Genomic DNA, 15,488 nt, shown 5'->3' on the forward strand with positions numbered 1-15,488 from the left:
GTTTGTTTCCTCACAGGGGGATTGCGACGAGCTGTGCCGAGCTGGCCAGCAGACGTTTGATTTCGGGGACGCAAGAGCCGCATTGAGTGCCGCAGCCCAGTTCCCGTTTCAGGCCATCGAGGTCCAGGCCGCGGGAGATCCCGGCACAGACCGCGCTCTGGCTGACGTTCTTGCAGTTGCACAAGGTCTTGCCGCTCGAGGCGAGCCCGGCCGCCCCTGGCGGTGCGCTCATCGGCGCCAGCAGCCAGCGGCGCAGTTGCTCATCGGCCTTGCCTTCCAGCCACAGGTTCTGCAGCCAGTGCCGGGCGAGGGTTTCACCGGCCAGGCGAATGGCGGTGATCCTCCCCTGTTCGATGCGTACCCGCTTGCCGATGGAGCGCCGAGGATCGTCATAGGCCAGCACCGGGCCTTCGTTGAGCCCCAGCAACTGGTCGATGTCCTTGAGCAGTTGCGGCGCCGGCGCTTCGGCGTTGGCCACCCGCAGCAGCAGGGCCGGGCGTTCGCGGCCGGCCAGGCTCAGGCTGACGTAGGCGAAACTTTCACAGAGCGGGCGCAGGGCTTCGAAATGCCGCTGCACATCGCCTTCGATCAGGGCGAACAATTGCCACGGCAGCTGGACCGGCTCCAGGCGTACACCGCTGTGCTTGAGTTCCGGCTGTTTGGACAGTGGATCGAACGCCGGCTGAGTCACGGCATTGACGCCGCCCTTGAGAAACCGATCGCCCCAGTGCATCGGCAGGAAAGCCTGGCCCGGGCGCACGCTGCCGTCGTCCGCCACGGCGACTATCACGCTGCCGCGACGGCTTTTCAGCGAGACCAGGTCACCCGCTTGCAGGTTCTGTCGGCGCAGTTCGTCCGGGTGCAGGCTGAGGACGGCCTCGCTGACATGCCCGAACAGCTGGGCCGCAGTGCCGGTACGGCTCATGCCGTGCCATTGATCGCGCAGGCGGCCGGTGATCAGGGTCAGGGGGAAGCGCGCATCCCGCTGTTCCTTGGCCGCGCGATACGGATCGCTGATGAAGTGCGCCCGCCCGCTGGCGGTCGGAAAGCGGCCATCAACGTACAGCCGCGTTGTCCCTTGTTCGACGCCGGCGGGGAAGGGCCATTGCTGCGGACCCAGTTGGTCGATCAGCGCGTGGCTGATGCCGGAAAGGTCCAGGTCGCGGCCGCGGGTCAGCAGTTTGTACTCATCGAACAGCTGGGCAGGCGTATCCAGGGCGAACAGGCTGGGCTGTTGCGGACGCAGGCGCTGTTCCAGGCGCCGGGCGAAGTCCAGGGTGATGGCCCAATCCGGGCGTGCTTCGCCCGGCGCGGCCACGGCGCGGCGTACATGGGAGATGCGCCGTTCCGAGTTGGTCACGCTGCCTTCCTTCTCGCCCCAGCTGGCGGCGGGCAGCAGCAGGTCGGCAAAGGCCGCAGTCTCGGTGGTGCGAAAGGCTTCCTGCAGGACCACGAACGGGCAGGCCAGCAAGGCCTCTCGCACCGCGTTCTGGTCGGGCAGCGATTGCGCCGGGTTGGTACAGGCGATCCACAGCGCCTTGATCTTGCCGCCGCGCAGCTGTTCGAACAGCTCGATCGCGCTCAGGCCGGGGTTGGCCGGCAATTGCTCGACACCCCAGTAGGCCGCGACTTCAGCCCGGTGCTCCGGGTTGGCGGCGTCCCGGTGCCCCGGTAGCAGGTTCGACAGGCTGCCGGTTTCCCGGCCGCCCATGGCATTCGGCTGTCCGGTGAGGGAGAAAGGGCCGGCCCCGGGGCGGCCGATCTGCCCGGTGGCCAGGTGCAGGTTGATCAGTGCGCTGTTTTTCGCGCTGCCGGCACTGGACTGGTTTAGCCCCATGCACCACAGCGACAGGAAGCTCGGCGAGGTACCGACCCATTCGGCACACTGGCGCAGTTGCTCGACGCTGATGCCGCACAGCTGCGCGACCATATGCGGGGTGTAGTCGTGGACCAGGTTCTTCAGCTCGGCCAGGCCTTCGGTATGCGCCTGGATGAAGTCGCGATCGATCCAGTCCTGCCACAGCAGCAGGTGCAGGATGCCGTGGAACAGCGCGACATCGGTGCCGGGCAGGATCGCCAGGTGCAAATCGGCCAGGTCGCAGGTGTCGGTGCGCCGCGGGTCGATGACGATCACTTTCATCTGCGGCCGCAGGCGCTTGGCCTGCTCCAGGCGGCGGAACAGCACCGGATGGGCGTAGGCCATGTTGCTGCCGACGATCATCACGCAATCGCTCAGTTCGAGGTCTTCGTAGCTGCAGGGCGGGGCGTCGGCGCCCAGGCTGCGTTTGTAGCCGACCACCGCCGAGGACATGCACAGCCGCGAATTGCTGTCGATGTTGTTGGTGCCCACCAGGGCCCGGGCCAGTTTGTTGAAGGCGTAGTAATCCTCGGTAAGCAATTGCCCGGAGATATAGAAGGCCACGCTGTCCGGGCCGTGTTCGGCGATGGTTTCGGCAAACAGGTTGGCCGCGTGTTCCAGTGCGGTGTCCCAGTCGGTGCGGCTGCGCGCCAGGGCCTTGCCCAGGCGCAATTCCGGATACAGGGCGCGGGCCGCGAGGTCGCCGGTCAGGTGCAGGGTGGAGCCTTTGCTGCACAGTTTGCCGTGGTTGGCCGGGTGGCTCGGGTCGCCACTGACGCCGAGGATGCGTTCGCCGTCGTGCTCGATCAGCACGCCACAGCCAACGCCGCAGTAACAGCAGGTCGAGGCGGTCGTCTGGCGGTTCATCAGCCGGCATCCCGCAGGGCCAGCAGCACGCGGCCGTTTTCCACCCGCGCCAGATGGTGATGGGCGCAGCCGATATCCGGCGCCTGTGCTGCGCCGGACTCCAGGTCGATCTGCCAGTTGTGCAACGGGCAGGCGACCGTCTTGCCGTAGATCAGCCCCTGGGACAGTGGCCCGCCTTTGTGCGGGCAACGGTCGTCGAGGGCGAAGACTTCGTCGTCGCTGGTGCGAAAGATCGCGATGTCGCCCTTGGGGCCGTTGACGATGCGCGAGCCCAGGGCGTTGATCTCGTCCAGGGCGCAGATATCCAGCCAGTTCATGGCAGCACCTCCAGTGGCTTGACGTGGATCGGCTCGAACTCTTTTTTCAGCTGCGGCTGTTCCAGGCGCTCCTTCCACGGGTCCTGTTCGAAGGACAGGGAGAATTGCAGGCGCTCGTTGAGGGCCTTGCGCCGTTGCGGGTCTTCGATGATGGCCTGCTTGATGTGCGCTATGCCGACCCGTTGCAGGTAGTGCACGGTGCGCTCCAGGTAGAAGGCTTCCTCGCGGTACAGCTGCAGGAAAGCGCCGTTGTATTCGCGCACTTCGTCGGCGGTTTTCAGCTTGACGAAGAACTCCGCGACCTCGGTCTTGATCCCGCCGTTACCACCGATATACATCTCCCAGCCCGAGTCGACGCCGATGATGCCGACGTCCTTGATCCCGGCCTCGGCGCAATTGCGCGGGCAGCCGGAGACCGCCAGCTTGACCTTGTGCGGCGACCACATGTTGAACAGGTCATGCTCCAGTTCGATGCCCAGCTGGGTGGAATTCTGCGTGCCGAAGCGGCAGAACTCGCTGCCGACGCAGGTTTTCACGGTGCGGATGGACTTGCCGTAGGCGTGGCCGGAGGGCATGTCCAGGTCTTTCCAGACCCCGGGCAAATCCTGCTTCTTGATACCCAAAAGGTCGATGCGCTGGCCGCCGGTGACCTTGACCATCGGCACCTGGTATTTGTCCGCCACGTCGGCGATACGCCGCAGTTCGGAGGGGGTGGTGACGCCGCCCCACATCCGCGGCACCACCGAATAGGTGCCGTCTTTCTGGATATTGGCGTGGGCCCGTTCGTTGATCAGGCGCGATTGCGGATCGTCCCTGGCCTCGCCCGGCCAGGTGGCAATCAGGTAGTAGTTCAGCGCCGGGCGGCAGGTAGCGCAGCCATTGGGCGTGCGCCAGTTCAGGTAGCTCATGGTGCCGGCGATGGTCAGCAGGTGCTGTTCGCGGATCGCCTGGCGGATCTGCCCGTGGTTGAGGTCGCTGCAGCCGCAGATGGCTTTCTCGCTTTTCGGCTTGACGTCGGCCGCGCCGCCCACGGTGTTGATCAGGATCTGTTCCACCAGGCCGGCACAGGAGCCGCAGGAACTGGCGGCCTTGGTGTGCTTCTTGACTTCGTCGACGCTGAACAGGCCGTGCTCCTGGATCGCCTTGACGATGGTGCCCTTGCACACGCCGTTGCAGCCGCAGACTTCGGCGCTGTCGGCCATGCTCATGGCCTTGTCCTGGCCCTGGTGGCCGACATCGCCCAAGGCGTTCTCGCCGAACATCAGGTGGTCGCGGATCTCACCGATGGCATGGTTCTCGCGGATCTGCCGGAAGTACCAGCCACCGTCGGCGGTGTCGCCATACAGGCAGGCGCCGACCAGGATGTCGTCCTTGATCACCAGCTTTTTGTACACGCCGCCGATGGGGTCGGAGAGGGTGATGGTCTCGGTGCCTTCGCCGCCCATGAAGTCGCCGGCGGAGAACAGGTCGATGCCGGTGACTTTCAGCTTGGTCGAGGTCACCGAGCCCTTGTAAGTGGCGAAGCCCAGTTGAGCGAGATGGTTGGCGCAGACCTTGGCCTGTTCGAACAGCGGCGCCACCAGGCCGTAGGCGATGCCGCGATGGCTGGCGCATTCGCCGATGGCGTAGATGCGTGGGTCGTAGGTCTGCAGGGTGTCGTTGACCAGGATCCCGCGGCTGCACGGCAGCCCGGCTTTTTCCGCCAGCTCGGTATTGGGCCGGATGCCGGCGGCCATCACCACCAGGTCGGCGGGGATGATGTCGCCGTTCTTGAACTGCACCGAGCCGACCCGGCCATTGCCCGCGTCGTGCAGGGCCTGGGTCTGTTCGCTCAGGCGGAATTTCAGGCCGCGGCTTTCCAGGGCGCTTTGCAGCAGCTGGCCGCTGGTCTTGTCCAGCTGGCGCTCCAGCAGCCATTCGCCGATGTGCACAACGGTCACGTCCATGCCGCGCAGCATCAGGCCGTTGGCGGCTTCCAGGCCGAGTAGGCCGCCGCCGATGACCACCGCGTGCTTGTGGGTCTTGGCGGTGTCGATCATCGCCTGGGTGTCGGCTATATCGCGGTAGCCGATCACGCCTTGCAGGTCGTTGCCGGGAATCGGCAGGATGAACGGGGTCGAGCCGGTGGCGATCAGCAGGCGGTCGTACTCGGCTTCGCTGCCGTCTTCGGCGATCACCCGGCGCTTGACCCGGTCGATCTGCACCACTTTGCGGTTGAGCAGCAGCTTGATGTGATTGTCCAGGTACCAGCTGAGGTCGTTGAGCACGATCTCTTCGAAGGTCTGTTCGCCGGCCAGTACCGGGGAGAGCAGGATGCGGTTGTAGTTGGTGTGGGGTTCCGCGCCGAAGACCGTGATGTCGTACAGCTCATTGCTCAGCTTGAGCAGCTCTTCCAGGGTGCGTACCCCGGCCATGCCGTTGCCGATCATCACCAGCTTGAGTTTGTTCATTTCGCTCTCCGCGTAGACAGGCCGTCGGGCATGCCGGGCCTGGCTCGATAAACGTTGCGCAAACAAAAAAGGCGTCCCGCCAGTTGCCTGGCAGGACGCCTTTGTCCGGTCCCGTTCTCTCGGGAAAACCCATCCTTCGTCGTTGAAGGCCGGGTCGTATGTGCTGTTGGGAGAATTAATGCAGCGGTTGTGCCAAGTCCCGTCAATGGCGGTTTCAGCGGGCCTGAAAGCCTGCCTCAGGCTAGCAGGGAGGATTTCCTGCACTGATTCAAAGCGTCTTGCCCACTTCTGGCGCACGCTGCGCGATCCCTGTAGCCGCAGGCTGCGATCGACGGCGTAGCCGGCGTAAGGCGCTATCCCCTACCTGTGGGTAAAACCGCGTCGTCAGGTTCTGCGGCCCCTGCGGTGCCGGTCGCAGCCTGCGGCAGCGGCTACAGGAAAACAGTGAGGTCAGTGATGCAGGAGCAGGTACAGCAACAGCAGGTTGAGCAACAGCGAGACCAGCGCCAGGGTGCGCCAGACTTTCAAGGGCTCGCGTTCCAGCAGCGGTCTGGGGCGCACGCTGAGGCTGCGGCGCTCGCCCTGTTCCAGCACCAGCAACCACTCTTCGGCGGTTTCATAGCGCTGGGCCGGATCGGCCTGTACCGCGCGTTCCAGGCTCTGTTCGAGCCAGTCCGGCAGGTCCGGCCGATAGCGGCTGGCGCTGACCGGGGTGGTGAAGCGCGGGCGCTGGAAGGCTTCGATTTCGCCGTAGGGAAAATGCCCGGTCAGCAAGTGATAGAGGGTCACGCCTACCGCATACAGGTCCTGCCGCGGTGTCGGCGCCACGCCGCTGAAAGCTTCGGGGGCGATATAGCTCGGAGTGCCGGGCAGCAGGTGCGCCTGGTCCTCGGACAGGCCGGGGCAATAGGCCAGGCCGAAATCCAGCAGGCGCAGCTCGCCGTCGTCCCCGAGCAGCAGGTTTTCCGGCTTGATGTCGCGGTGCAGGATCTGCCGGCGGTGCAGCAGGCCCACGGCCCGCAGCAGGCGCTCGGCCAGGTCCTGCCACTGTGCCAGCGGCAAGGGGCCATGTTGTTGCAGATGCTCGGCCAGGGTCTGCCCCGGGTATTCGCGCATCACGTAATACAAGTGTTGGCGGGCGGTCGCGGCATGCACTTCGGGAAAGTGCCGGCCAGCCACCCGGCGCAGGAACCATTCCTCTGACAGCAGCGATTGCCCGGCCTGATGATCGTCGTGCAGATGACCGGGCAGGGTTTTCAGCAGCCAGGGTTGTTGTTGCGCATCGAGCACGCGGTACAGCAGGGATTGCTGGCTGTGCCCGAGCACCTCGACGACCTGCCAGCCTTCGAAGTGCTGGCCCGGCTTGAGAGGCGGCGGCAGTGGCCATTGCTGCAAGTGAATCAGGGCATCGCCGATGGAGCTTTCGCCCAGGGCTTCGACCCGCACCAGCAGGGCGCTGGCGTTGTCCTGGCTGCCGGCCAGGTGCGCGGCGCTGACCAGGGTCTGCACCGCGCTGTCGAGGTCGGGCTGGTCGCGCAGGATAGCGGCGATGGCGGTGTCGCCCAGGGTCGCCCAGACGCCATCGCTGAGCATCAGGAAACTTTCGTTTTCCCGCAGCTCGCCATCGAGGAAATCCACCACCAGGTGCTGGTCCAGGCCCAGGGCACGCTTGAGCACATGCTGCATGCCGGGTTGGTCCCAGACATGATCGTCGCTGATGCGTTGCAACTGATCGGCATGCCAGCGATAGACCCGGCAATCGCCGACATGGGCCAGGGTAAAGCGCCGGCCGCGCAGCACCAGGGCGCTGACGGTGGTCAGCAGTGGCTGGCCGCCGCCGTTGGCCTGCAACCAGCGGTTCTGCGCCAGCAGCAGGCGTTCCAGGGCCTGGGCCACGGCCCAGGTTTCCGGGGTGGCGTAGTAGTCCAGCGCCAGCGCCTGCAAGGTCGAGCGCGCGGCCAGGCCGCCATCGGCGCATTGGCTGACACCGTCGGCGATGGCGAACAGCAGGCCCTTGCTGGCGGCCAGGGTCGGCGCCGGGGTGACCAGGCGCAAGGCGTCCTGGTTCTCCGCGCGCGGACCGATGGCGCTGGCCTGGGCGTGGCTCAGTCGCAGGCTCATGGACGGCTCAGACCCGCGCCGCCGTGACAGCGGCGGAGCCCCAGGTGGTCCGCCAGCGGCGTTTCACCCCGTGCAGGCCGAACCAGGCCAGCACGCCCAGGCTGGCGAACAGCCACAGGGCCAGCTGGTAGCTGCCGGTGCTTTGCTTGATCGCGCCCATGCCCGCGGCCAGGGCGAAACCGCCGATGCCGCCGGCCATGCCGATCAGCCCGGTCATCACCCCGATCTCGCGTCGGAAACGTTGTGGCACCAACTGGAAGACCGCGCCGTTACCCGCACCCAGGCCGAGCATGGTGCACACGAACAGGGCCAGGGCCGCGTAGGAGCTGGGCAGGTTGAAACCGACCGCGGCGATGCACACCGCCGCGACGCTGTACATCACCAGCAGGGTGCGAATGCCGCCGAAACGATCGGCCAGCGCGCCGCCCAGCGGGCGCATCAGGCTGCCGCCGAACACGCAGGCGGCGGTGTAGTAGCCGGCGGTAACCGGGCTCAGGCCGTACTGGTCGTTGAAGTAGCCGGGCAGGGCGCTGGCCAGGCCGATGAAGCCGCCGAAGGTCACGCTGTAGAAGAACATGAACCACCAGCTGTCGCGGTCGCCCAGGGCCTTGAAGTAGTCGGCCATGGATTTGGCCTTGGGCCGTTCCGGGGCGTTCCTGGCCAGCCAGGCGAACAGCACCAGGGTCAGGATCAGTGGGATCAAGGCGAAGCCGAACACGTTGCTCCAGCCGAAGGCGCCGGCCAGCAAGGGCGCGAACAGCGCCGCGAATACCGTGCCGGAGTTGCCGGCCCCGGCGATGCCCATCGCCTTGCCCTGGTGCTGTGGTGGATACCATTGTGAGGCCAGCGGCAGGGCCACGGCGAACGAGGCCCCGGCCATGCCCAGGAACAACCCCAGCAGCAGGGCCTGTTCATAGCTGTGGATGCCCAGCTTCCAGGCGCAGAACAGCGCGCCGATGACAATCACCTGGCCGATCAGCCCGGCGGTCTTGGGGGACAGGCGATCGGCCAGCAGGCCCATGGCGAACCGCAGCACGGCGCCGGCCAGGATCGGCGTGGCCACCATCAGCCCGCGCTGCTGGGTGGTCAGTTGCAGGTCGGCGGCGATCTGCACGGCCAGCGGGCCGAGCAGGTACCAGACCATGAAGCTCAGGTCGAAGTAGAGGAAGGCCGCGAACAATGTCGGGGTGTGGCCGGATTTCCAGAAGCTTGAATTCATCGCGCACCTCAGCTGTTAAGAGTCTCGAAAGGAGTCATGGGCTTTTGCGTGGGGCGCCATTACGGCCGCTCCACCGGCCCCGGGCTGTGGGGCCAAAACGAAAAAACGCCGCAACCCGCATCGCCTGGGGCGAGAGGGGTGTGCGACGTCTTTGTCGTAGGTGGGGCAACCGCCGTTGGTTACCTGTGTCGATTACATAGCCAGATTTGTGCCAAGAGTGAGAATCCTGGAGGCCCGGATCGTGGGCAAGCCTCGCGCCTACAGAAACTCACGGTCTTCTTCCGTAGGAGAGGCTGCCCGCGATAGGCCGCCGCACCACAGCTGCGGGATTCAGCCCAGCAACTCGCTCATGGCGATGATCTGCTCGGCCACCTGGATCAGCTTCTGCTGGCGGCTCATGGCCTGGCGGCGCATCAGGGTGTAGGCCTGTTCTTCGTTGCAGTCTTTCATCTTCATCAACAGGCCCTTGGCCAGCTCGATGCGCTTGCGCTCGGCCAATTGCTGGTCGCGGGCCTGCAGCTGCGCGCGCAAGGCCTGGTCGCTCTCGAAGCGGGCCATGGCCACGTCAAGAATGGGCTGCAGGCGCTGGGCCTGAATGCCTTCGACTATGTAGGCACTGACCCCGGACTTGATGGCGTGGCGCATCACGTCGGGGTCGTGCTCGTCGGTGAACATCACGATCGGCCGTGGCTGGTCGCGGCTGACCAGCACCACTTGCTCCATCACATCGCGGCTCGGTGATTCGGTATCGATCAGGATCACGTCCGGACGCACCGTTTCGACGCGCGTCGGCAGGTCGATGGTCAGGCCCGATTCGTCGATCACCTCGAAACCGGCTTCCATCAGGGCCGCCTTGAGCCGACCGACCTTCTTGGCGGTGTCGTTGATCAGCAGGATACGCAACATGGTCTCGGGCTCCTGTCAGCGGCTGGCGAGAAGAGGCGAGCTGTCGCTCATGGCGTGCAGCTGGAAGCTGCGGGCATAGGAGGCCGGGTCCGAACCGTCCCACAGCTTGCCGTCGATCAACTGGCTGCTGCGCATATCTTGGCCCCAGGAGGCGACGCCGACGGCGGTGGCGGCTTCACGATAGAGCTCGAGTTGCTGCACCTGGCGCGCGATGCCCAGGTAATCCGGGTCTTCGCGCAGCAGGCCCCAGCGACGGAACTGGGTCATGAACCACATGCCGTCGGACAGATACGGCAGGTTGACCGCGCCTTCATTATGAAAGCGTAGCGCGTGCGGGTCCTGCCAGCGGTGGCCGAGGCCATCGGCATATTCGCCGAGCAGGCGCGGCTCGATGCAGTCCAGCGGCGCATCGAGGTACTCGCGGGCGCTCAACAGTTGCGCGGTGCTCTGGCGGTTCTCGCGGCTCTGCTCGATGAAGCGGCTGGCCTCGAGGATCGCCATGACCAGGGCCCGCGCGGTGTTCGGGTACTGCTCGACGAAGGCACGGGTGCAGCCGAGGACTTTTTCCGGGTGGTCGGGCCAGATCGACTGGCTGGTGGCCAGAGTGAAGCCCAGGTTCTGGTTCACCGCGCTGGCGCTCCAGGGTTCGCCCACGCAGAAGCCGTCGATGCGCCCGGCCTGCAGGTGCGCGACCATTTGCGGCGGCGGTACTACCACGCTGTCGACGTCCTGCAACGGGTGGATGCCCTGGGCGGCCAGCCAGTAATACAGCCACATGGCGTGGGTGCCGGTGGGGAAGGTCTGGGCGAAGGTCAGCCTTGCCCGGCTTTGGTGCACGCGCAGGTGAAGCGCTTCAGGAGTGGTCACGTTCAGGGCTTGCAGCTCCCGCGAGAGGTTGATGCTCTGGCCGTTCTGGTTCAGCCCCATCAGTACCGCCATGTCGCTGGCGTTGACCCCGCCGATGCCCAGGTGCACGGCGTAGATCAGGCCGTACAGGCTGTGGGCGGCATCCAGCTCGCCGCTCACCAGCTTGTCCCGCAGGTTTGCCCAGGATGCCTGGCGCTTGAGGTTCAGGGTCAGGCCGTAAGGCTGGGCGAAGCCCTGGGTGGCGGCGACCACCACCGAGGCGCAGTCGCTCAAGGCCATGAAACCGAGGTTGATCGCGGTCTTTTCCGGGGCATCGCTGCCGTTGACCCAGGCCAGCGGGCTGACGGGGAGTTCATTCATGGGGTGGCGTCCTCCATAAAAAAGCGGCCATAAAAAAGCTTCCATAAAAAAACGTCGCACCCGCGCGCCAGGCAGAGCTGGCGGGGTAACGACGCCTTTGTCTTTCAACCCACGCCGCCATTGGCCTGGGTGCTGATGCAGGTTGTGGTGCAAGGCATATGCCATTCACCGCTGATTTCGCCGCGTGCCTCGCCTGCGGCCCCCATGCCCGGCTATAATCGCCGCCTCATTTCGCCGCCACCGAGTCAAGCCCGCCCATGTATACCCTGGCCCGCCAGCTGTTGTTCAAACTCTCCCCGGAAACCTCCCACGATCTGTCCCTGGACCTGATCGGCGCGGGCGGGCGTTTGGGCCTCAATGGCTTGCTGTGCAAGGCGCCGGCGCAGATGCCGGTGAAGGTCATGGGCCTGGACTTCCCGAACCCGGTCGGCCTCGCGGCCGGCCTGGACAAGAACGGCGCGGCCATCGACGGTTTTGCCCAATTGGGTTTCGGCTTCGTCGAAATCGGCACCATCACTCCGCGCCCGCAGCCGGGCAACCCCAAGCCACGGATCTTCCGCCTGCCGGAAGCCGAGGCGATCATCAACCGTATGGGCTTCAACAACCTGGGCGTCGATCACCTGCTGGCCCGGGTGGCGGCGGCCAAGTACAAGGGCGTGCTGGGGATCAACATCGGCAAGAACTTCGACACTCCGGTCGAGCGCGCCGTGGATGACTACCTGATCTGCCTGGACAAGGTGTATGCCCACGCCAGCTACGTGACGGTCAACGTCAGTTCGCCCAATACCCCGGGCCTGCGCAGCCTGCAGTTCGGCGAGTCGCTCAAGCAACTGCTCGGCGCCCTCAGCCAGCGTCAGCAGGAGCTGGCGGTGCAGCATGGCAAGCGGGTACCGCTGGCGATCAAGATCGCCCCGGACATGACCGACGAAGAAACCGCCGAAGTGGCTCAAGCGCTGATCGAGACCGGGATGGACGCGGTCATCGCCACCAACACCACCCTGAGCCGCGTCGGTGTCGAAGGCATGGAGCATGGCGACGAGGCGGGCGGCCTGTCCGGTGCGCCGGTGCGCGACAAGAGCACCCACACCGTGAAGGTGCTGGCGGGCGAGCTGGCCGGGCGTTTGCCGATCATCGCGGTGGGCGGTATCACCGAAGGCAAGCATGCGGCGGAAAAGATCGCTGCCGGCGCCAGCCTGGTGCAGTTGTATTCGGGCTTCATCTACAAGGGCCCGGCGCTGATTCGCGAATCGGTGGACGCGATCGCGGCGTTGCGCTGAGGACAGCGGCTTTTTGCGCGGCCAATAAAAAGGGCTCCTGAAAGGAGCCCCTGGGCCGCAGCCCGCCGTCCGGATGGGACGTGCGTGGTTAAGTCGTTACGTATTCAGATTTTGGTGTCGGAATGTGTGCCCTGTTTTAGCCGACGGCGTGAAGTTCGTTGAGTCTGTGGATTCCCGCAGTGCCGGTCATACCGTCCCAGTTGTCGCCGCGTCCTTCGCGCCAGCCATTGATCCAGGCTTGGCGTACCGACGGTAGAGTAAATGGGCAAAGCTCACGGGACTTGCCATGAACGCCATACTGATATCCGCGCAAAAATGCTCTTTCCAACGGATCACGCTTAAGTCTTCTCATAGGGTGTTTCCCTCACTTGTTGACTGTCTTATGTCCCGTCGGCCTCGTTTGAGGCCGGGCAGAATGCTTCTGCCGTTGGTGCTCGCTGCCGGCGTCGCGAGCGTGGCGTTGGCGTCATTGCGGCGCCAACCTGAGTTGATTTCTAACCAATGCGTCACAACGATGGAATGATCGTTTTGTCATAAGGACGTAACGATAATGATGTTGAGGCCATAAGAACGGCCTGCTTTACATCGGGTTGATCAGCAAACCTCGCTCTGATCAGCCTCTTACTGGATGATGGGCTTAATGCTTTAGTGAGAATTCCATTCCGTTGCACTCAGGTATTATTCGATGAAAGGTCGAGTTATGACCTTTTGTTTCGCTGACTTTATTATCTGCCCCGGCATCTAAGCTCTTTTGACCCCAGTGGTCACCGCTAGCGGCGAGCTGAACAGCAGGGGCGGGACGGCACAGATTCGTGCCACGCGAGCGCTCTTCAAGAAAAGCGCTTGATTGAAAACCGGGCGGACGATGCGTTGTCCGTTCACTTATTGCTAAAGGCCCTGAACTCCCATGTCGGATCGCTACGAACTCTTCCTCACCTGTCCCAAAGGCCTTGAAGGCCTGCTCATCGAGGAAGCCGCCGGGCTTGGCCTTGAAGACGCGCGCGAACATACCTCGGCCGTGCGCGGCATGGCCGACATGGAGACCGCCTACCGCCTGTGCCTCTGGTCGCGCCTGGCCAACCGGGTACTGCTGGTGCTCAAGCGCTTCCCGATGAAGGACGCCGAAGACCTCTATCACGGCGTGCATGACGTCGACTGGCAGGACCATATGTTGGCGGACGGCACCCTGGCGGTGGAGTTCAGCGGCCACGGCTCGGGCATCGACAACACTCACTTCGGCGCCTTGAAGGTCAAGGACGCCATCGTCGACCGGCTGCGCACACCGACCGGCGAGCGTCCCTCCATCGACAAGCTCAACCCGGACCTGCGCATTCACCTGCGCCTGGATCGCGGCGAAGCCATCCTCTCCCTCGACCTGTCCGGCCACAGCCTGCACCAGCGCGGCTATCGCCTGCAGCAGGGCGCGGCGCCGCTGAAGGAAAACCTCGCGGCGGCGATCCTGATCCGTTCCGGCTGGCCACGTATCGCGGCCAATGGCGGCGCCCTGGCCGACCCGATGTGCGGCGTGGGGACCTTCCTGGTGGAAGCAGCGATGATCGCCGCCGACATCGCCCCCAACCTCAAGCGCGAGCAATGGGGTTTCACTGCCTGGCTCGGTCACGTCCCGGCCCTGTGGCGCAAGCTGCATGAAGAAGCCCTGGCGCGGGCCCAGGCCGGCCTGGCCAAGCCGCCGCTGTGGATTCGCGGTTACGAAGCCGACCCGCGGCTGATCCAGCCAGGGCGCAACAACGTCGAGCGTGCCGGCCTCAGTGAGTGGATCAAGATCTACCAGGGCGAAGTGGCGACCTTCGAGCCGCGCCCGGACCAGAACCAGAAAGGCCTGGTGATCAGCAACCCGCCCTACGGCGAGCGCCTGGGTGACGAAGCCAGCCTGCTGTATCTCTACCAGAACCTGGGCGAGCGCCTGCGTCAGGCCTGCCTGGGCTGGGAAGCGGCGGTGTTCACCGGCGCGCCGGACCTGGGCAAGCGCATGGGTATCCGCAGCCACAAGCAGTATTCGTTCTGGAACGGCGCCTTGCCGTGCAAGCTGCTGTTGATCAAGGTGCAGCCGGATCAGTTCGTCACCGGTGAGCGCCGTACCCCGGAGCAACGGCAGATCGAGCGTGAACAGGCCGAGGCCGACAAGGCGCCGCTGGTTCCGCAGGAGCGCCAGTACAACAAGAACGGCAACCCGATCAAACCGGCGCCGGCGCCAGCCCCTGTGGTCGAGCAGGCGCGCCTGAGCGAAGGCGGGCAGATGTTTGCCAACCGCCTGCAGAAGAACCTCAAGTTGCTGGGCAAGTGGGCCAAGCGCGAAGGCGTCGACTGCTATCGCGTCTACGATGCCGACATGCCGGAATATTCCCTGGCCATCGACCTGTACCACGACTGGGTGCACGTGCAGGAATACGCCGCGCCGAAATCCATCGACCCGGAAAAGGCCCAGGCCCGTCTGTTCGATGCCCTGGCGGCCATTCCGCAAGCGTTGAACGTCGACAAGAGCCGGGTGGTGATCAAGCGTCGCGAGCGCCAGAGCGGCACCAAGCAGTACGAACGCCAGAGCGCCCAGGGCAAGTTCACCGAGGTCAGCGAAGGCGGCGTGAAGCTGCTGGTCAACCTCACCGACTATCTTGACACCGGGCTGTTCCTCGACCACCGGCCGATGCGCCTGCGGATCCAGAAAGAAGCCGCCGGCAAGCGTTTCCTCAACCTGTTCTGCTACACCGCCACCGCCAGTGTGCACGCGGCCAAGGGCGGCGCGCGCAGCACCACCAGCGTCGACCTGTCGAAAACCTACCTGGACTGGGCGCGACGCAACCTGTCGCTCAACGGTTTCTCCGACAAGAACCGTCTGGAGCAGGGCGATGTCATGGCCTGGCTGGAGACCTGCCGCGATGAGTTCGACCTGATCTTCATCGACCCACCGACCTTCTCCAACTCCAAGCGCATGGAAGGGGTGTTCGACGTGCAGCGTGACCACGTGCAACTGCTCGACCTGGCCATGGCCCGGTTGGCCAGCGGTGGCGTGCTGTACTTCTCCAACAACTTCCGCAAGTTCCAGCTTGAGGAAAACCTGGCGGCGCGTTATGCCGTCGAGGAGATCACCGCCAAGACCATCGATCCGGATTTCGCCCGTAACGGCAAGATCCACCGGGCCTGGAAAATCACCGCCCGCTGATGTTGGTTGGATCCACAGAGCCTTGATTTTCAAGGCTCTTTGCTCTAGCCAAATTAGTGGCGAATAGC

Annotated in this window: 10 protein-coding genes; 2 read left to right on the forward strand and 8 right to left on the reverse strand. The window is 64.8% G+C overall.

Annotation, left to right across the window (positions count from 1 at the left end; all coding sequences use genetic code 11):
- Positions 1 to 10: 10 nt before the first annotated feature.
- The 7 genes from BM019_RS09980 to BM019_RS10015 form a co-directional block, all read right to left on the reverse strand.
- A complete protein-coding gene (locus tag BM019_RS09980; RefSeq protein WP_092418156.1) occupies positions 11 to 2,725 on the reverse strand; it encodes a nitrate reductase in 2,715 nt (904 codons plus the stop codon).
- Entirely contained in the window at positions 2,725 to 3,042 is a 318-nt protein-coding gene (gene nirD, locus BM019_RS09985) for a nitrite reductase small subunit NirD (RefSeq protein ID WP_087088659.1), read from the reverse strand. Before nirD ends, BM019_RS09980 begins: the two co-directional genes overlap by 1 nt.
- Positions 3,039 to 5,492 (reverse strand): nitrite reductase large subunit NirB, encoded by a 2,454-nt coding sequence (gene nirB, locus BM019_RS09990; protein ID WP_092418157.1) that lies wholly within the window; start codon positions 5,490 to 5,492, stop codon positions 3,039 to 3,041. The genes nirD and nirB overlap by 4 nt, the downstream gene beginning before the upstream one ends.
- 450 nt (positions 5,493 to 5,942) lie before the next feature.
- Positions 5,943 to 7,613, reverse strand: a complete 1,671-nt coding sequence (locus BM019_RS09995; protein WP_092418158.1) for a bifunctional protein-serine/threonine kinase/phosphatase — start codon at positions 7,611 to 7,613, stop codon at positions 5,943 to 5,945.
- Positions 7,614 to 7,620: 7 nt separating this feature from the next.
- Positions 7,621 to 8,832, reverse strand: coding sequence for a nitrate/nitrite transporter (locus tag BM019_RS10000; protein ID WP_009042928.1), 1,212 nt, complete (start codon positions 8,830 to 8,832; stop codon positions 7,621 to 7,623).
- 330 nt (positions 8,833 to 9,162) lie between these two features.
- Entirely contained in the window at positions 9,163 to 9,738 is a 576-nt protein-coding gene (locus BM019_RS10010) for an ANTAR domain-containing response regulator (protein ID WP_007932173.1), read from the reverse strand.
- A 15-nt stretch (positions 9,739 to 9,753) separates the two neighbouring features.
- Positions 9,754 to 10,965 carry a CmpA/NrtA family ABC transporter substrate-binding protein gene (locus BM019_RS10015; RefSeq protein WP_092418160.1) on the reverse strand — a complete coding sequence of 404 codons (1,212 nt, stop codon included), beginning with the start codon at positions 10,963 to 10,965 and terminating at the stop codon, positions 9,754 to 9,756.
- Between the two features lie 257 nt (positions 10,966 to 11,222).
- Here BM019_RS10015 and BM019_RS10020 point away from each other — a divergent pair, with 257 nt between their 5' ends.
- Positions 11,223 to 12,242, forward strand: coding sequence for a quinone-dependent dihydroorotate dehydrogenase (locus tag BM019_RS10020; protein WP_009047911.1), 1,020 nt, complete (start codon positions 11,223 to 11,225; stop codon positions 12,240 to 12,242).
- Between the two features lie 136 nt (positions 12,243 to 12,378).
- Here BM019_RS10020 and BM019_RS10025 read toward each other — a convergent pair whose 3' ends face one another.
- Positions 12,379 to 12,594, reverse strand: coding sequence for a ribosome modulation factor (locus BM019_RS10025; RefSeq protein WP_002553055.1), 216 nt, complete (start codon positions 12,592 to 12,594; stop codon positions 12,379 to 12,381).
- Between the two features lie 555 nt (positions 12,595 to 13,149).
- Between BM019_RS10025 and rlmKL the strand changes: the two genes are divergently transcribed.
- Entirely contained in the window at positions 13,150 to 15,420 is a 2,271-nt protein-coding gene (gene rlmKL / locus BM019_RS10030; RefSeq protein ID WP_092418161.1) for a bifunctional 23S rRNA (guanine(2069)-N(7))-methyltransferase RlmK/23S rRNA (guanine(2445)-N(2))-methyltransferase RlmL, read from the forward strand.
- Positions 15,421 to 15,488: the final 68 nt, after the last annotated feature.

Source organism: Pseudomonas sp. NFPP07 (genome assembly GCF_900115645.1).
GTDB lineage: Bacteria > Pseudomonadota > Gammaproteobacteria > Pseudomonadales > Pseudomonadaceae > Aquipseudomonas > Aquipseudomonas chlororaphis.